Genomic DNA, 17,170 nt, shown 5'->3' with positions numbered 1-17,170 from the left:
GACGCATGCCGCACACAAAACACGAAATTCCCGACGTTCAACCGTTGTTGCACGGCCATCTGCCGCAGCTGGTTGCCCGTTCCCCAGACGCTCACAAAGGCCAGTTCGGCCACCTATTGGTCATCGGCGGTGATCGCGGCTTTGGCGGCGCCGCGCTGCTGAGCGCCGAGAGCGCCTTGCGCAGTGGGGCCGGCATGGTTTCCCTGGCGACGCGAGCTGAGCATGTGCCCGCTGCGCTGGCCCGTTTGCCAGAGGTCATGACCGTGGGCGTGAGCTCGGCCAACCAGTTAATGGGGTTGCTCGAAAAAATCTCGGTGATTGTCATCGGCCCAGGGCTCGGTGAGGCCTCCTGGGGCAAAAGCCTGTTATCCGCCGCCGCCAACGCCGGGCAGCCGCAAGTGTGGGATGCCGACGCGCTGAATCAACTGGCCAAGGGCGGTATCAGCCTGCCGGCCAACTCGGTGATTACGCCGCATCCAGGCGAAGCCGCCCGTTTGATGGGCATCTCGACAGCCGAAGTTCAGGCCGATCGCCTTAAGGTTGCGCGCGCGCTCAGCCAGAAATTCAATGCAGTGGCTATCCTCAAGGGTGCTGGCAGTTTGATCGCCAGCCCGGACGGGCGTGTTTCGCGATGCGACCAAGGTCATCCGGCGATGGCAACGGCAGGTCTGGGGGATGTCCTGGCCGGCCTGGTGGGTGCCTTGCTGGCCCAAGGCATGCCGGCTTACGAGGCCAGCTGTCTGGCCGTGTGGTTGCACGCCACCGCCGGGGATCGCCAGGGCACCTTTGGTCGCGGGCTGGCGGCCAGTGACCTGATACCTGCCATTCGTCAATTATTGGAGGAGCAGTCGCCGTGCCTGAAGTAATCCTATTCCTGGCCGATGAAGAGGCCATGGTGGCGTTCGGTCATCGCATCGCTCAGGTCACGGCCGGAACGGGGCTGATCTTTCTCGAAGGTGACCTGGGGGCGGGCAAGACCACGTTGTCCCGGGGAATCATTCGCGGATTGGGCCACTCAGGCGCGGTAAAAAGCCCGACGTTCACCCTGGTAGAGCCCTACGAGATTGGCGACGTTCGCGCCTTTCACTTCGATCTCTATCGCTTGGTAGACCCCGAAGAGCTGGAGTACATGGGCATCCGTGATTACTTCGATGAAGATGCGTTGTGCCTGATCGAGTGGCCAGATAAAGGCACAGGCTTTTTGCCAAAGCCGGACCTGACCATTACCATTACGCCGCATGAATCAGGACGTCAGCTGAAGTTGTTGCCCCAGGGCGCGCGAGGCCAGTCGTGGTGCGCCGCTTTGGCATTGGAATTCAAATAATTGGTGGGGTTAGGTATGCGCTTTCGCGCGTTGGTTGCTGTCGTAGGGGTGTTGCTTGCGGCAATGACTGTCAATGCTCTGGCTGCTTCACAGGTGAAGAGTGTTCGCCTGTGGCGAGCGCCGGATAACACGCGACTGGTGTTCGACCTGTCTGGCCCGGTCCAGCACAGTGTCTTTACCCTGACGGCGCCTGATCGCCTGGTGATCGACATCAACGGTGCGACCCTGGCCGCGCCGCTCAAAGTGTCCACCGCTAACACGCCGATTACCGCCATGCGCTCGGCCCAACGTACGCCGACCGACCTGCGCGTCGTGATCGACCTGAAAAAGACCGTGACCCCGAAAAGCTTTGTGCTGGCGCCGAACGCCCAGTACGGCAACCGCCTGGTGGTCGATCTGTTCGACAACGCCGCCGATGCCAACCCGCCGCCAGCACCGCCCCCGAGCGTCGCGACGGTGCCAGCGGTGCCGGTCAACCCATCGCAGCCGCAGGTCAAATTGCCTCCGCCGCCACCAGCTCCGGCAGGCAAGCGCGACATTATCGTGGTGATCGACGCCGGCCACGGCGGTGAAGACCCAGGCGCCTCCGGCTCCCGTGGCCAGCACGAAAAAGACGTGGTGCTGGCGATTGCCCGTGAGCTGCAACGCCAGGTCAACGCCATGAAAGGCTATCGCGCCGAGCTGACGCGTACCGGTGACTACTTCATCCCGTTGCGCGGCCGTACCGAAATCGCCCGGAAGAAGGGCGCCGACCTGTTCGTCTCGATCCACGCCGACGCGGCACCGTCCACCGCTGCATTTGGTGCCTCGGTGTTTGCCCTGTCGGATCGCGGTGCTACCTCCGAGACCGCTCGTTGGTTGGCCGACAGCGAAAACCGTTCAGACTTGATCGGCGGGGCCGGCAACGTATCGTTGGATGACAAGGACAAGATGCTGGCTGGCGTACTGCTCGACCTGTCGATGACTGCTTCGCTGACCTCCAGCCTCAACGTGGGCCAGAAGGTCCTGAGCAATATCGGTCGCGTGACCTCGCTGCACAAGCAGCGTGTGGAACAGGCCGGGTTCATGGTGTTGAAGTCGCCGGACATCCCGTCGATCCTGGTGGAAACCGGGTTTATTTCCAACGCCAACGAAGCGTCCAAGCTGGCCAGTGCCAGCCACCAGCAGGCCCTGGCGCGCTCCATCAGCGCCGGTGTCCGGCAGTTCTTCCAGCAGAACCCACCGCCAGGCACGTATATCGCCTGGCTGCGCGACTCCGGCAAGATTGCCCAGGGCCCGCGTGACCATCGCGTGCAGCCCGGCGACACACTGGCCATGCTGGCGGTGCGTTTCCAGGTCTCGGCGGCTACCTTGCGCAGCGCCAACAACTTGAAAACCGATGAGTTGAAAGTGGGTCAGGTGCTGACCATCCCTGGCACTGAACTGGCGGCGCAGTAATGAGCGAATCCGTATTGAACAACGGCTCGCGCATTGAGCTGCTCAGCCCGCGCCTTGCCAACCAGATCGCTGCAGGCGAGGTGGTTGAGCGCCCGGCATCGGTGATCAAGGAGTTGCTGGAAAACAGCATCGACTCCGGCGCCAAGCGCATTGACGTGGATGTGGAGCAGGGCGGCGTCAAGCTGCTGCGGGTGCGTGACGACGGCAGCGGCATCTCCTCCGATGATCTGCCGCTGGCCTTGGCCCGTCACGCCACCAGCAAGATTCGCGACCTGGAAGACCTTGAGCGGGTAATGAGCCTCGGTTTTCGCGGTGAGGCCCTGGCCTCCATCAGCTCCGTGGCACGCCTGACTCTTACCTCGCGCACCCGCAGCGCCGAACAGGCCTGGCAAGTGGAAACCGAAGGCCGCGATATGGCGCCTCGGGTCCAGCCGGCCGCCCACCCGGTGGGCACTTCGGTGGAAGTGCGCGACCTGTTCTTCAACACCCCGGCGCGGCGCAAATTCCTCAAGGCTGAAAAAACCGAATTCGATCACCTGCAAGAAGTCATCAAGCGCCTGGCCTTGGCGCGTTTTGACGTGGCGTTTCATCTGCGTCACAACGGCAAGACCATCCTCAGCCTGCACGAAGCCCATGATGATGCCGCGCGCGCGCGCCGTGTCTCGGCTATCTGTGGCTCGGGTTTCCTGGAGCAGGCGCTGCCGATCGAAATCGAGCGCAATGGCCTGCGTTTATGGGGTTGGGTTGGTTTGCCGACCTTCTCCCGCAGCCAGGCGGACTTGCAGTACTTCTTTGTGAATGGCCGTGCGGTGCGCGACAAACTGGTGGCGCACGCGGTACGCCAGGCGTATCGCGATGTGCTGTTCAACGGTCGTCATCCCACGTTTGTGCTGTTTTTCGAGGTTGACCCGTCGGTGGTCGACGTCAATGTGCACCCGACCAAGCACGAAGTGCGCTTCCGTGATGGGCGCATGGTGCACGACTTCCTCTACGGCACCTTGCACCGCGCCTTGGGCGATGTGCGCCCTGATGACCAGCTGTCTGCGCCGATTGTGACGGCAGTGGTGCGGCCAAGCGGCCCGGAGGCTGGCGAGTTCGGGCCTCAGGGCGAGATGAGCCTGGCGGGCAACCTGTTGCAGTCGCCGCAGCCACAGCCTGCGTATACAGCACCGGGTTCGGGTTCGGGGGCCGGCTACCAGTATCAATACACGCCGCGTCCGCAATCGGCGGTTCCGGTGGCGGAGGCCCAGGCGGCCTATCGCGAGTTTTTCGCGCCGCTGCCGGGTGCCGAGCCTGGTGCGGTGGCGTTGCCGGAAGGCGGCGGTGATATTCCGCCGCTGGGCTATGCGCTGGCGCAGCTCAAGGGTATCTACATCCTGGCCGAAAACGCCCACGGCCTGGTGCTGGTAGATATGCACGCCGCCCACGAGCGGATTATGTACGAGCGACTCAAGATCGCTATGGCCAGCGAAGGTCTCAGCGGCCAGCCGCTGCTGGTGCCCGAATCCCTGGCGGTCAGCCAGCGTGAAGCCGATTGCGCCGAAGAGCATGCCGGCGTATTCCAGAGCCTTGGCTTTGAATTGCAGCGCCTGGGCCCGGAAACCCTGGCCATCCGCCAGATTCCCGCGCTGCTCAAGCAGGCCGAGGCCAACCGGCTCGTTGCCGACGTACTGGCCGACCTGATGGAGTACGGCACCAGTGACCGCGTCCAGGCCCATATCAACGAGCTGCTCGGCACCATGGCCTGCCACGGTGCAATCCGCGCCAATCGCCGGCTGGCCTTGCCAGAAATGAACGGCCTGCTACGCGACATGGAGAACACCGAACGCAGCGGTCAATGCAACCATGGCCGGCCGACCTGGACCCAGATGGGCCTGGACGATCTGGACAAACTGTTCTTGCGCGGTCGCTGATGAGTGCCTTGCCCCCCGCGATTTTCTTGATGGGCCCTACGGCCGCTGGCAAGACCGACCTGGCCATCGAGCTGACCAAGGTGCTGCCGTGCGAGCTGATCAGTGTCGATTCTGCCCTGGTTTACCGGGGCATGGATATTGGTACGGCCAAGCCTTCCAAAGCGTTGTTGGCGCAGTATCCGCACAAGCTGATCGATATCATCGACCCGTCCGAGAGCTATTCGGCGGCCGATTTCCGTACCGATGCCTTGGCCGCCATGGCCGAGATCACCGCACGCGGCAATATTCCGCTGCTGGTGGGCGGTACGATGCTCTACTACAAGGCTTTGCAGGAAGGTCTGGCGGACATGCCGCCAGCCGATGCACAGGTACGTGCCGAGCTTGAAGAAGAGGCTGCGCGCCTTGGCTGGCAAGCCCTGCACGACCAGTTGGCCGCCGTGGACCCGGTGTCGGCTGCGCGAATTCATCCCAATGACCCCCAGCGCCTCACGCGCGCGTTGGAAGTCTGGCGTGTAAGTGGCCAGACGATGACTGAACATAGGCTGAAACAAACTGCGCAAAGTGCCGACGCAGGCGCATCTGGACAGTCACAATTGCCCTATACTGTGGCGAATCTGGCCATTGCCCCGGCAAATCGCCAGGTGCTGCATGACCGAATTGCACAAAGATTCACAATTATGTTGGAACAGGGGTTCGTGGACGAGGTCGTAGCACTGCGTTCCAGAGGTGACCTGCACCCAGGGTTGCCTTCGATACGTGCTGTAGGCTATCGCCAAGTCTGGGATCATCTGGATGGCAAGCTGTCGTCAGCCGAGATGCAGGAGCGCGGCATCATCGCCACGCGCCAATTGGCGAAGCGCCAGTTCACCTGGCTGCGCAGCTGGAGCGATTTGCACTGGTTGGACAGCCTGGACAGCGACAATCTGTCACGCGCCTTGAAATACTTGGGAACGGTCTCCATATTGAGCTGAGTCCTTGCAATTGCCGTCTATCCTTGGGGGTGTGACGGTCATAAGCTATCTATTTTCCGATTTTTTATTATTGATCCTTAAAGGAGTGCGGCACATGTCAAAAGGGCATTCGCTACAAGACCCTTACTTGAATACTTTACGTAAAGAGAAAGTGGGGGTTTCCATCTACCTGGTCAACGGTATCAAGCTGCAAGGCACGATCGAGTCGTTCGACCAGTTCGTGATCCTGCTGAAAAACACCGTCAGCCAGATGGTTTACAAGCACGCTATCTCGACAGTGGTTCCAGTTCGTCCGATTCGCCTGCCTAGCGCAGCCGGTGACGAAGTGGGTGACGCTGAGCCAGGTAACGCCTGATAGGAGTCTCCTTTGTTCTTTGAGCGCCACGGTGGTGGTGAGCGGGTAATCCTCGTTCACTTGGATGGACAGGACCCTGAGGCGCGCGAAGATCCGCAGGAGTTTCAGGAGTTGGCAAATTCGGCCGGCGCCGAGACCGTTGCGTTTTTTAACGTACCGCGTCATCGGCCAACCGCCAAATTCCTGATTGGCAGCGGCAAGGTCGAGGAGCTTCGCGACCTGGTCCACGCCGAAGAAGCCGATCTGGTGATCTTCAATCACATCCTCACGCCCAGTCAGGAACGTAACCTCGAACGTGTTTTCGAGTGTCGCGTGATCGACCGTACCGGCCTGATTCTCGATATTTTCGCCCAGCGCGCCCGTACCCATGAAGGCAAGCTCCAGGTCGAACTGGCCCAGCTTGACCACATGAGCACCCGGCTGGTCCGCGGCTGGACTCACCTTGAGCGTCAGGGTGGCGGTATCGGCATGCGTGGTCCGGGTGAAACCCAGCTCGAAACCGACCGGCGCCTGCTGCGGGTTCGCCTGCGCCAGATCAAGGGCCGCCTGGAAAAAGTCCGCAGCCAGCGCGAGCAATCGCGACGTGGCCGTTCCCGTGCGGATATCCCGACCGTGTCTCTGGTGGGCTATACCAACGCCGGCAAATCCACGCTGTTCAACAACGTGACCAAGTCCGACGTGTACGCGGCCGACCAACTGTTCGCCACCCTCGACCCGACCTTGCGCCGCCTGGACCTGGCCGATCTGGGGCCGATAGTCCTGGCGGACACCGTGGGCTTCATTCGTCACTTGCCGCACAAGCTGGTCGAGGCATTTCGGTCTACGCTCGAAGAGTCGAGCAATTCCGACTTGCTGTTGCACGTGATCGATGCGGCCGAACCGGATCGCATGTTGCAGATTGAGCAGGTGATGTTGGTGTTGGGCGAGATTGGTGCCCAGGACTTGCCGATCCTTGAGGTCTATAACAAACTCGATTTGCTTGAAGGCGTTGAGCCACAAATCCAGCGTGACGAGAACGGCAAGCCCCAGCGGGTTTGGTTGTCGGCGCGTGATGGCAGTGGTTTGGAGCTGCTTGAACAAGCCATTGCCGAGTTGCTTGGCAGCGATTTGTTCGTCGGCACCTTGCGCTTGCCCCAGCGTTTTGCTCGACTGCGTGCACAGTTTTTCGAGTTAGGCGCGGTACAGAAAGAAGAACATGACGAAGAAGGTGTCAGCTTGCTGGCCGTTCGATTGCCGCGCTCGGAGCTGAATCGGCTGGTTAGCCGTGAAGGCGTTGTACCGACAGAGTTCATCGAACAACACACTTTGCAATAAAAGCCTCCGAAAGCGGTTGTGCCGCAGTAGCAGGCATTCTGTAGCATTGGTCGGCGCGCCGTGGGTGCGTCTTTGCTTTATCAGATGGAGAGCGCTATGGCTTGGAATGAGCCGGGTGGCAACTCGAATAATCAGGATCCTTGGGGTGGTAAACGCCGCAATAATGGCGACCGCAAGGGGCCACCAGATCTCGACGAGGCCTTCCGAAAGCTGCAGGAAAGCCTGAATGGGTTGTTCGGTGGTGGAAAAAAACGTGGTGGTGACGACGGCGGTCGCACAAGCAAGGGCGGCGGCTACGGCCTGCTGGGTCTTGGTCTTGTGGTACTGGCGGCGGTCTGGCTGTACAGCGCCGTATACGTGGTGGACGAGCAGGAGCAAGCCGTGGTGCTGCGCTTCGGCAAGTACTACGAGACTGTCGGCCCGGGCCTGAATATCTACTTCCCGCCGATCGACAAGAAGTACATGGAAAACGTCACGCGTGAGCGTGCCTACACCAAGCAGGGCCAGATGCTGACCGAAGACGAGAACATCGTCGAAGTGCCGCTGACCGTGCAGTACAAGATCAGCAACCTGCAGGACTTCGTGCTGAATGTTGATCAGCCGGAAATCAGCCTGCAACACGCAACCGAAAGCGCCTTGCGCCACGTGGTGGGTTCTACCGCCATGGACCAGGTGCTGACCGAAGGTCGTGAGTTGATGGCCAGCGAGATCAAGGAGCGCCTGCAACGGTTCCTCGACACTTATCGCACCGGTATCACCGTGACCCAGGTCAACGTACAGAGCGCAGCTGCACCGCGCGAAGTACAGGAAGCCTTCGATGACGTGATCCGCGCCCGTGAAGACGAGCAGCGTTCGCGTAACCAGGCTGAAACCTACGCCAACGGTGTTGTGCCGGAAGCTCGTGGTCAGGCCCAGCGTATCCTTGAGGATGCCAACGGTTATCGTGACGAAGTGGTCTCCCGCGCCAAGGGTGAGGCGGACCGCTTTACCAAACTGGTTGCCGAGTACCGCAAGGCACCTGAAGTTACCCGTGAGCGTCTGTACCTGGACACCATGCAGGAAGTCTTCAGCAACACCAGCAAGGTTCTCGTGACCGGCAGCAAAGGTGGGCAGAACAACCTGCTGTACCTGCCGCTGGACAAGATGATCGAAGGTGGTCGTAGCAGCACCAGTGCGCCGTCGACCAGTTCGAATGCCGCTGCCAATGAAGCGAGCGCACGTGCGGCCGCTGACTTGCTGCAACAGCAAACACGTACCAGGGAGAGTCGTTGATGAGCAATAAATCGCTGACAGCCCTGATTGTGGGTGTCGTCGTGGTCATCGCTGCCTGGAACTGCTTCTACATCGTGTCTCAGACCGAGCGCGCGGTGTTGCTGCAATTCGGTCGTGTGGTCCAGGCGGATGTCCAGCCGGGTTTGCATGTGAAAGTCCCCTACGTCAACCAGGTGCGCAAGTTCGATGGCCGCCTGATGACCCTGGATGCACCGACACAACGCTTCCTGACCCTGGAAAAGAAAGCCGTGATGGTTGACGCCTACGCCAAGTGGCGCGTCAAGGATGCCGAGCGCTTCTACACCGCGACCTCCGGCCTCAAGCAGATTGCCGACGAGCGTTTGTCGCGCCGTCTGGAATCGGGTCTGCGCGACCAGTTTGGTAAGCGCACCCTGCACGAGGTGGTCTCTGGCGAGCGTGACGCGCTGATGGCTGACATCACGCGTTCATTGAACGCCATGGCAGAAAAAGAGCTGGGCATCGAAGTGATCGATGTTCGGGTCAAGGCCATCGACCTGCCGAAGGAAGTGAACCGCAGCGTGTTCGAACGTATGAGCACCGAGCGTGAACGTGAGGCCCGTGAGCACCGCGCCAAGGGTAACGAGTTGGCTGAAGGTATCCGTGCGGATGCCGACCGTCAGCGTCGTGTACTGCTGGCAGAAGCCTATCGCGAGTCTGAAGAGGCCCGTGGTGATGGTGATGCCCAGGCTGCGGCGATCTACGCCAAGGCTTATGGCCAGGACCAGGAGTTCTACGCGTTCTACCGTAGCCTGCGTGCCTACCGTGAAAGCTTCGCGAACAAAACCGACGTCATGGTGCTGGACCCAAGCAGCGACTTCTTCCGCTACCTGGAAAAGTCCAAGTAACCAGCCTGTGACTCTGTAGGACGCACTCCGTCGGGCGGCTAAAACGCCTGGCGGGGTGATCCTTTCAGAAAACGGGTGTATGATGCGGCAGCCGGGAAATTCCCGGCTTTTTTGCGTCTGCATGTTTGATTCGGCAGGCGTGACAGGTTTTTCGAGGAAAGTGCCCGACGAGGCCGCTAGCAGGCCGTTCGTCACGTCGCTCTTGCGCGTGGTTTATGCAGGGGGCGGGCATTTTCTGCTTCACTCAAGGCTCGGCCGAGGGCTGGCCGCCCGGATCAAAGGGGAATGGCGTAATGGCAACGGTAGACCGCTGGCTGCTGCCAGATGGCATCGAAGAAGTACTGCCACCAGAAGCTGCGCGCATTGAAGTAGCGCGCCGCCAGGTGTTGGATCTGTTCCAGAGCTGGGGTTACGAGTTTGTCGTGACCCCCCATATCGAGTACCTGGAATCCCTGCTGACCGGCGCGGGCCAGGACCTGGATCTGCGCACCTTCAAGGTCATCGACCCGCAATCGGGCCGGCAAATGGGTTTCCGTGCTGACATCACGCCGCAAGTGGCGCGCATCGATGCGCACACCTTGCGTCGCGAAGGCCCGAGCCGCCTTTGCTACGCCGGCAGCGTGCTGCATGCACAGCCGCGCGCGTTGTCGTCTTCCCGTAGCCCGATCCAGTTGGGCGCCGAGTTGTACGGCGATGCCAGCCCGAGCAGTGACGTTGAAGTGATCAGCTTGATGCTGGCCATGCTGCAATTGGCTGATGTGCCGGATGTGCACATGGACCTGGGCCACGTGGGTATCTACCGCGGCCTGGCCCGTGCGGCTGGTTTGTCCGGAGAAGTGGAGCAACAGTTGTTCGATGCCCTGCAGCGTAAGGCCATCGACGAAGTCATCGCCCTGACCGAAGGCGTGCCTGCGGATCTCGCCGGCATGCTGCGTGCGCTGGTGAACCTGTGCGGCGGCCGTGAAGTGCTGGTGGCTGCGCGTGAGCGCCTGGCGAATGCACCGGCCCCGGTTCTGGCTGCATTGGACGACGTGCTGGCGATTGCCGAGCAGTTGTCGGCGCGTTTCCCGCAGTTGCCGCTGTATTTTGACCTGGGTGAATTGCGCGGGTACCACTACCACACGGGTGTGGTGTTCGCCGTGTTTGTGCCGGGTGTTGGCCAAGCCATCGCCCAAGGTGGTCGTTACGACGACATCGGCGCCGACTTCGGTCGTGCGCGTCCGGCCACCGGTTTTTCCACCGATTTGAAAACCCTGGTGACCCTGGGGCGTGCTGAGGTCGAGCTGCCGTCTGGTGGCATCTGGATGCCCGACAGTACGGACGCAGCACTCTGGCAGCAGGTTTGCCAGTTGCGCAGTGAGGGTCAGCGTGTCGTCCAGGCCTTGCCTGGACAGCCATTGGCCGCCGCCCGTGAAGCGGACTGCGACCAGCAATTGATTCTGCAGAACGGGCTTTGGCAAGTATCGCCACTGGCTTCTTGAGTTTTCCTGCCGGCCATCGCCGGCACCAAGTTTGCGCGAATGAGGACAAGTGTTATGGGTAAGAATGTCGTAGTCCTGGGCACCCAATGGGGTGATGAGGGCAAAGGCAAGATCGTTGATCTGCTGACCGAACATGCCGCTGCCGTAGTGCGCTACCAAGGTGGCCACAACGCTGGCCACACCCTGGTCATCGATGGCGAAAAAACCGTCTTGCACCTGATCCCGTCGGGCGTACTGCGCGAAGGCGTGCAGTGCCTGATCGGCAACGGCGTGGTGGTCGCACCTGACGCCCTGCTGCGCGAGATCACCAAGCTGGAAGAGAAAGGCGTACCGGTGCGTGAGCGCCTGCGTATCAGCCCGTCCTGCCCGCTGATCCTGTCCTTCCACGTTGCGCTGGACCAGGCTCGTGAAAAGGCCCGTGGCGAGCTGAAGATCGGCACCACCGGTCGCGGTATCGGCCCGGCCTACGAAGACAAGGTTGCACGTCGTGGCCTGCGTGTGGGCGACCTGCTCAACATGCCGCGCTTTGAAGACAAGCTGCGTGAGCTGGTGGATTACCACAACTTCATGCTGGTGGGTTACTACAAAGAGCCGGCCATCGAGTTCGAAAAGACCCTGGCCGAGTGCAAGGAATACGCTGAGCTGCTCAAGCCGTTGATGCTGGACGTGACGGCCGAGCTGCACGACCTGCGTCGCGCTGGCAAGGACATCATGTTCGAAGGCGCCCAAGGCTCCCTGCTGGACATCGACCACGGTACCTACCCGTACGTGACCAGCTCCAACACCACCGCTGGCGGCGTTGCAACGGGTTCGGGCGTTGGCCCGATGTTCCTGGACTACATCCTGGGCATCACCAAGGCCTACACCACTCGTGTAGGTTCGGGTCCATTCCCGACTGAACTGTTCGACGAAGTGGGTGCTCACCTGGCCAAGCAAGGTCACGAGTTCGGTGCAACCACCGGCCGTGCGCGTCGTTGCGGCTGGTTTGACGCCGTTATCCTGCGTCGCGCTATCGATGTGAACAGCATCTCGGGCATCTGCCTGACCAAGCTGGACGTACTCGACGGCCTGGAAACCATCAATATCTGCATCGGCTACAAAGATGCAGAAGGTAAGGACGTCGCTCCGACTGACGCGGACAGCTACGTAGGCCTACAGCCTGTGTACGAAGAAGTGCCGGGCTGGACTGAATCGACCGTGGGTGCCAAGACCCTGGAAGAACTGCCAGCTAACGCTCGTGCCTACATCAAGCGTGTTGAAGAACTGATCGGCGCGCCGATCGACATTATTTCGACAGGTCCGGACCGCAACGAAACCATCGTCTTGCGTCACCCGTTCGCTTAATAAGCTGTTGATGTAAAAAGCAAAGGGCTCCTTCGGGAGCCCTTTGTCGTTTTCGCTTGCCAAGCGGCACGCCCCTTGCTTGGGTTCTCTCTTTCGCGGTGCTATCAAATTAATGGCACCCGTGGTGGAGGGATTCCCGATGTCTGCCGTTCTCTCATTGTTACAAAGCCGTCTGTTGCGGCCGGTGTTCGTTACCCTAGGTATCGCCCTTTTGGTGCAGGTGTTGGTTGCGGTCGCTCTGACGCGGAGCACAGTGACTGCACTGGAGGCTGATTTGGGCAATCGCCTGGGCGTTGATAGCCAGAGGCTGTCTGGCGAGTTGGCGCAAGCGGGCAAGGAAGTCACGTCGAGCCTGGATAGTCTTTCCACCAGCACCCGTCAGCGTTTGACGGCGGGGCTTTCGGCCCGTTTGCAGGACGAGCAGAAGCAGCTGCGTGCAACCCTGGAAAAAGACCTGAAAGACTCCGCCAATGACATGGCTCAACTGCTGGCTTCAGTGGCGCCGCGTGCCATGTGGGACAGCGATGTGCCGACTCTGTCGGAGTTTGCCCGGCGCGCGCAGCGCAATCCCAATGTGTTGTTCGTGGTCTATGACGATGCGGCGGGCGAGCATTTGACCCGCTACCTGAACCGCGAAAATCCGATCAACAAGGCCCTGTTGGAAAAAGGCCAGGGCGACCGCGCCCTGGACAAAGTCTTGAGCGCGGCCAAGAGCGATCCGTCGGTGTACTACGTCGAAGCGTCCATCAGCCCCAATGGCGTGGAAATCGGCAAAGTGATCATGGGGGTGTCGACGGCCTCGGTAGAGGCCGACCTGGTCGAGTTGGACAAGCGTTTTGCGGCACTCATCGCCAGCAGTGATCAGTTGGTCGGCGACAGCCTCAAGGGCGCCGCCGCAGACAGCGCGACGGCCATGGGCGCGCGCCTGCAGTCGGCCCAAGCGACAGCGACCCAGATGACCGCCAATACCACCGGCGCCGTACAGGAAGCCGCCGGCACGCTGCGCTGGCGTATCGGCATGGGGCTCGCTGTCGTCGGGTTTGGCGTATTGCTGCTGATCGCCATCGTGCTGGGGCGCCGCGTGGTCAATCGCCTGAAGTTGCTGATTGCAGCCATGGATGACCTGGCAGCGGGCGAGGGCGACCTCACCAAGCGCGTGCAGATCAACAGCAAGGACGAAATCGGCGACATGGCCTCGGCGGTCAATCGCTTTGTGGATAAGTTGCAGCCCATCGTGCGTGAGGCGGGCGATGTGGCCCAGCGCACTGGCGTGGAAATCGGCGCGATGACCTTGCGCAACGCCGGCGCGGATGCGGCGGCAGGCTTGCAGCGCGACGAGGTTGCAGAGAGCTTGCGTGCGTTATCGCAGATGGCCGATGAGGCTCAGGCCGAAAGTCATGCCATGCAGGCAGCGTTACAGCAGGTGGTGGATATTCGCCAGGCCACGGATGAGAACTCGCGCACCTCGGCGGAAGTCGGTGGCTTGATCGAGGCGTTGGCGGGGCAGGTGCAGGCGGGATCCAAGGTCATCGAGCGGTTGGCCCAGCAAAGCGAGCAGATTGAGGTGGTGCTGACGGTCATCCACGGCATTGCCGAGCAAACCAACTTGCTCGCGCTGAACGCCGCTATCGAGGCGGCACGCGCAGGTGAGACCGGGCGTGGTTTTGCGGTGGTGGCGGATGAGGTGCGCGCCCTGGCCAGCAAAACCCAAAGCTCCACCGGTGATATCCAGGCGCATATCGTGGCGTTGCAGCAGGGCGCGCGTGAAGCCGTGGAAACCATTGGCAAGGCCGGGCGCCAGGCCAATGAAGGTTTGCTGGTGCTGCGCGACAGCGTGCGCTTGCAGCAGACGGTGCAGGCCTCGGTTGAGCAGGTGCACGCGGCGATTGGTTTGGCGACTCGCGCTGCCGAGCATCAAGCGCAAGGCGCGCATGCGGTGCGTGGCCGGGTCGAGGTGATCCATGCACAGGCCGAGCGTGCAGCGCAGGCAGTGGTGGAGACGACCGCCAGTGGCAAAGTGCTGGACGGGTTGGCGGCGCAGTTGAAGGCGAGCTTGGGGCAGTTTAGGGCTTAGCGTCGTTTGTGCCGGCCCCTTCGCGAGCAAGCCCGCTCCCACATTTTGACCGAGTTCCAACTATGGAATGCAGTCAAAATGTGGGAGCGGGCTTGCTCGCGAAGACGGTCTCAGCGGCTCAGATACATCCGAGTCGTAAGCAGATACACCGGCAACCCCGACACCAAAATCAACAACGCCGCATAAGGCGCGGCCGCCGCGAACTCCACATTCGAGGTGTGCGCCCACACGGCCGTCGCCAAGGTATTCAACCCCGTCGGGCTGAGCAGCAACGTCGCCGTCAACTCCTTCATCGCATCCAGGAACACCAGCGCAAACGCCGCCCCCAATGCCGGGAAGATAATCGGCAACGTGACCCGGCAAAACGCGCTGAAAGACGACGCGCCCAGCGTGCGCGCAGCCTCTTCCAGCTGCGGTGCCGCCTTGTTCAGCGCCGTGCGGATCGGCGCCTGGGCCAGCGGCAAAAACAGCAATGCATAAGCGATCAGCAACAAAGCGGAGGTCTGGTACAGCGCTGGTACGTAGTGCAGGGCGAAATACACCAAGGTCAGCGCAATCACCAGGCCGGGCAGGGCGTGCAGCAGGTAAGGCAGGCGTTCGGCCCAGATCGCCAGCTGGCCCTTGTAGCGCACGACCAGCAGCCCGACTGGCACCGCCAGTACCAGGCACAGTGCTGCGCCGCCCAAGGACAGCGCCAGGGAAGACAGCAGCGCCTCACCAATCTCGGCCACCGGGAATGCTGCCGACGAGCCCACTGCCAGCCAGTAGCCGAGCATCCCCAGCGGAATCCCGCTGCCGATGATCGCCAACACCAGGCAATACGCCTGGCCGAGCGGGGTCCACTTGCCCAGGCGAACCTGCTCGGCATGCCGCGCCGCGCCCTGGCCGATGCGTACGTGTCGACCTTTGCCGCGTGCGCGCAGCTCCAGCCATAACAGGGTCAAGCACATCACCAGCAGCACCGCCGAAAGCATCGCGGCATTCGCGTTGCTGAACTCCAGTTCGAATTGTTGATAGATCGCCGTGGTAAACGTCTGCAGGCCGATGATCGACAGTGCGCCGAATTCCACCAGCATATGCAGTGCGATCAGCAATGCCCCGGCCAGCAGCGACGGCCATAAAAGCGGCAAGGTGATGCGGAAAAAAACACCCCAACGATTCAGGCCCAGCGTGCGGGCCGACTCTTCAAGGGAGGGGTCGAGATTGCGCAGGGTTGCTGCCACTGGCAAAAACACTAAGGGGTATTTGGACAGGGTCATCACCAGGATCGCCCCGCCGAGCCCTTCGAAATTGGCGCTCAGCGAGACCCAGGTAAAGCTACTTACGAACGCAGGCACCGCAAACGGCAGGCACAGGATCACGCCCCAAATGCGTCGTCCCGGCAGGTTGCTGCGTTCCAGCAGCCAGGCCAGCGACAGGCCGATCACGCCGCACGCCACCGTTACGCCGACCATCAACGCCAACGTGTTGCGCAGCAGCCCGAACACGTAAGGCCGCCATAGCAGGTGCACCGCTTCGGCCCAGCCCGCTTGCCAGGCTTTAGTGGCGACATACGCCAACGGCAGCAGGCTCAAGCCCACCAGGAAAAGGACGGGAAGCAGCAGCCAGATCGAAGGCCGTTTGCGCCTCGGGCTGAAACCCCCGCGCAGGGCGGGGGCGGGTAGCGATGGGTTCATCAGTTCAAGCCAACGTCACGTTCCAGGTCCAGGGCTTCTTCGGCGTTGCCCAGGTCGGCGGGGGTGACTTTCGGTGGTTGCAGCTCGCTGAATGGCTTGAGGCCTCGATTCGATTCCATGCCTTTGCGCAGTGGGTATTCAGCTGAGGTATTGGTGATCACGCGTTGGCCTTCTTCGCTGGCCATGAACGCCAGCAGTTGCTGGGCTTCTTTCGGGTGCTTGCTGGATTTCAGTGCGGCAGCCGAAGACACGGTGATCAGGCCGCCGACATCGCCGTCGGTGAAGTAATGCAGCTGGGAGTCCAGGTTGGTTTTTTCTTTCTTCAGTGCGAACCAGTAGTAGTTGTTCACCAGCACCGTGGCCACTTCACCATTCTCGACGGCTTTGAGGGCGACCATGTTGTTGCTGTACACCTTGCCGAATGCGCGCAGGCCGGTTAGCCATTCTTCGGCAGCTTCGCGACCGTGCAGCTTGATGATCGCCACGGCTTGTTCCTGGAACGCGCCGCTGGTGGGCACGAAGCCGACCTTGCCTTGCCACTCGGGGTTGGCGAAATCGAGTACCGACTTGGGCAGGTCTTTCTCGGCGATCAATTTCGGGTTGAAGGCTACGACGCGGGTGCGGGCGGTCACGCCCATCCAGTCGCCGTTGCTGCCGACATAATCCTTGGGCAGTACGTCGAGGGTGCTGGCGTCAATCTTGGCCAGCAGGCCTTGTTCGCCAAGTTTGTTCAGCGGCGGCGATTCTTCGGTGTAGATCACATCGGCCGGGGAGCGGTCGCCTTCTTCCACGACTTGGCTCGCGAGCTGGTTGCTGCTGCCTTTACGTACGTTGACGTGGATGCCGGTCTTGGCTTCGAAGGCCTTGGCGAGTTCGTCGCCGACTTCTTTGTGTTGGCCGTTGTACAAGGTCAGGGAGATCTTGTCGGCGGAATAAGCGGCGGGCGAGAGCAGGGTCAGGCCGAGCAGGGTGATGGTCAAGCCACGCAGAAGGGATGTCTTGAGACGGGTATCGCGGATCATCATCCGGGGTTTTCCTCACTTGAGTGCAACAAATCATTGCAAGGATAAACGATAAAGTTTCTCAGGTGCGGACGAGGGGGAAATCGATGGGGAAGTTTTTAAACCCCGGAAACGAAAAAAC

Annotated in this window: 13 protein-coding genes and 2 pseudogenes; 13 read left to right on the top strand and 2 right to left on the bottom strand. The window is 61.2% G+C overall.

Translation table 11 applies throughout. The annotated features are described in order from the left end of the window. Window positions 1–5 precede the first annotated feature (5 nt). The 13 genes and pseudogenes from HF257_RS04400 to HF257_RS33510 all read left to right on the top strand — a co-directional run. Window positions 6–866, top strand: a complete 861-nt coding sequence (locus HF257_RS04400; RefSeq protein WP_185705083.1) for an NAD(P)H-hydrate dehydratase — start codon at window positions 6–8, stop codon at window positions 864–866. Next, complete coding sequence (gene tsaE, locus HF257_RS04395) at window positions 854–1,324, top strand: tRNA (adenosine(37)-N6)-threonylcarbamoyltransferase complex ATPase subunit type 1 TsaE (protein ID WP_185705085.1); 471 nt, start codon at window positions 854–856, stop codon at window positions 1,322–1,324. Before HF257_RS04400 ends, tsaE begins: the two co-directional genes overlap by 13 nt. 15 nt (window positions 1,325–1,339) lie before the next feature. Next, entirely contained in the window at window positions 1,340–2,761 is a 1,422-nt protein-coding gene (locus HF257_RS04390; protein WP_185705087.1) for an N-acetylmuramoyl-L-alanine amidase, read from the top strand. Next, window positions 2,761–4,674, top strand: coding sequence for a DNA mismatch repair endonuclease MutL (gene mutL, locus HF257_RS04385; RefSeq protein ID WP_408635594.1), 1,914 nt, complete (start codon window positions 2,761–2,763; stop codon window positions 4,672–4,674). Before HF257_RS04390 ends, mutL begins: the two co-directional genes overlap by 1 nt. Then, window positions 4,674–5,645, top strand: a complete 972-nt coding sequence (gene miaA, locus HF257_RS04380) for a tRNA (adenosine(37)-N6)-dimethylallyltransferase MiaA (protein ID WP_185705089.1) — start codon at window positions 4,674–4,676, stop codon at window positions 5,643–5,645. Before mutL ends, miaA begins: the two co-directional genes overlap by 1 nt. 94 nt (window positions 5,646–5,739) lie before the next feature. After that, a complete protein-coding gene (gene hfq, locus HF257_RS04375) occupies window positions 5,740–6,000 on the top strand; it encodes an RNA chaperone Hfq (RefSeq protein WP_071482778.1) in 261 nt (86 codons plus the stop codon). 12 nt (window positions 6,001–6,012) lie between these two features. Next, window positions 6,013–7,314, top strand: coding sequence for a ribosome rescue GTPase HflX (gene hflX / locus HF257_RS04370; RefSeq protein ID WP_185705091.1), 1,302 nt, complete (start codon window positions 6,013–6,015; stop codon window positions 7,312–7,314). A 96-nt stretch (window positions 7,315–7,410) separates the two neighbouring features. Continuing rightward, on the top strand, window positions 7,411–8,586 hold the full coding sequence (gene hflK / locus HF257_RS04365) for an FtsH protease activity modulator HflK (RefSeq protein ID WP_185705093.1): 1,176 nt from the start codon (window positions 7,411–7,413) through the stop codon (window positions 8,584–8,586). Beyond that, window positions 8,586–9,452, top strand: coding sequence for a protease modulator HflC (gene hflC / locus HF257_RS04360; RefSeq protein ID WP_065900122.1), 867 nt, complete (start codon window positions 8,586–8,588; stop codon window positions 9,450–9,452). The genes hflK and hflC overlap by 1 nt, the downstream gene beginning before the upstream one ends. 293 nt (window positions 9,453–9,745) lie before the next feature. After that, a complete protein-coding gene (locus HF257_RS04355) occupies window positions 9,746–10,933 on the top strand; it encodes an ATP phosphoribosyltransferase regulatory subunit (protein WP_185705095.1) in 1,188 nt (395 codons plus the stop codon). Window positions 10,934–10,987: 54 nt separating this feature from the next. Next, window positions 10,988–12,277 carry an adenylosuccinate synthase gene (locus HF257_RS04350; protein WP_010213605.1) on the top strand — a complete coding sequence of 430 codons (1,290 nt, stop codon included), beginning with the start codon at window positions 10,988–10,990 and terminating at the stop codon, window positions 12,275–12,277. A 112-nt stretch (window positions 12,278–12,389) separates the two neighbouring features. Further along, a pseudogene (locus tag HF257_RS33515) lies at window positions 12,390–13,445 on the top strand (methyl-accepting chemotaxis protein); the annotation flags it as partial. A 390-nt stretch (window positions 13,446–13,835) separates the two neighbouring features. Continuing rightward, window positions 13,836–14,351: pseudogene (locus HF257_RS33510) on the top strand (methyl-accepting chemotaxis protein); the annotation flags it as partial. A gap of 110 nt (window positions 14,352–14,461) precedes the next feature. Here the strand turns inward: HF257_RS33510 and HF257_RS04340 are convergent. After that, complete coding sequence (locus HF257_RS04340) at window positions 14,462–16,027, bottom strand: ABC transporter permease (protein ID WP_185705099.1); 1,566 nt, start codon at window positions 16,025–16,027, stop codon at window positions 14,462–14,464. After that, complete coding sequence (locus HF257_RS04335) at window positions 16,027–17,052, bottom strand: iron ABC transporter substrate-binding protein (protein WP_185705101.1); 1,026 nt, start codon at window positions 17,050–17,052, stop codon at window positions 16,027–16,029. The genes HF257_RS04340 and HF257_RS04335 overlap by 1 nt, the downstream gene beginning before the upstream one ends. Window positions 17,053–17,170: the final 118 nt, after the last annotated feature.

The organism is Pseudomonas cremoris, from assembly GCF_014230465.1.
The sequence above is the reverse complement of the archived record's forward strand: the minus strand, read 5'-3'. Positions and strand labels throughout refer to the sequence as shown.

Excerpts from the sequence above, each read along its gene's own strand:
- HF257_RS04400 (WP_185705083.1), top strand. The coding sequence starts at position 6 with ATGCCGCACACAAAACACGAAATTCCCGACGTTCAACCGTTGTTGCAC.
- HF257_RS04390 (WP_185705087.1), top strand. The coding sequence starts at position 1,340 with ATGCGCTTTCGCGCGTTGGTTGCTGTCGTAGGGGTGTTGCTTGCGGCA.
- mutL (WP_408635594.1), top strand. The coding sequence starts at position 2,761 with ATGAGCGAATCCGTATTGAACAACGGCTCGCGCATTGAGCTGCTCAGC.
- miaA (WP_185705089.1), top strand. The coding sequence starts at position 4,674 with ATGAGTGCCTTGCCCCCCGCGATTTTCTTGATGGGCCCTACGGCCGCT.
- hfq (WP_071482778.1), top strand. The coding sequence starts at position 5,740 with ATGTCAAAAGGGCATTCGCTACAAGACCCTTACTTGAATACTTTACGT.
- hflK (WP_185705093.1), top strand. The coding sequence starts at position 7,411 with ATGGCTTGGAATGAGCCGGGTGGCAACTCGAATAATCAGGATCCTTGG.
- hflC (WP_065900122.1), top strand. The coding sequence starts at position 8,586 with ATGAGCAATAAATCGCTGACAGCCCTGATTGTGGGTGTCGTCGTGGTC.
- HF257_RS04355 (WP_185705095.1), top strand. The coding sequence starts at position 9,746 with ATGGCAACGGTAGACCGCTGGCTGCTGCCAGATGGCATCGAAGAAGTA.
- HF257_RS04350 (WP_010213605.1), top strand. The coding sequence starts at position 10,988 with ATGGGTAAGAATGTCGTAGTCCTGGGCACCCAATGGGGTGATGAGGGC.
- HF257_RS04340 (WP_185705099.1), bottom strand. The coding sequence starts at position 16,027 with ATGAACCCATCGCTACCCGCCCCCGCCCTGCGCGGGGGTTTCAGCCCG.
- HF257_RS04335 (WP_185705101.1), bottom strand. The coding sequence starts at position 17,052 with ATGATGATCCGCGATACCCGTCTCAAGACATCCCTTCTGCGTGGCTTG.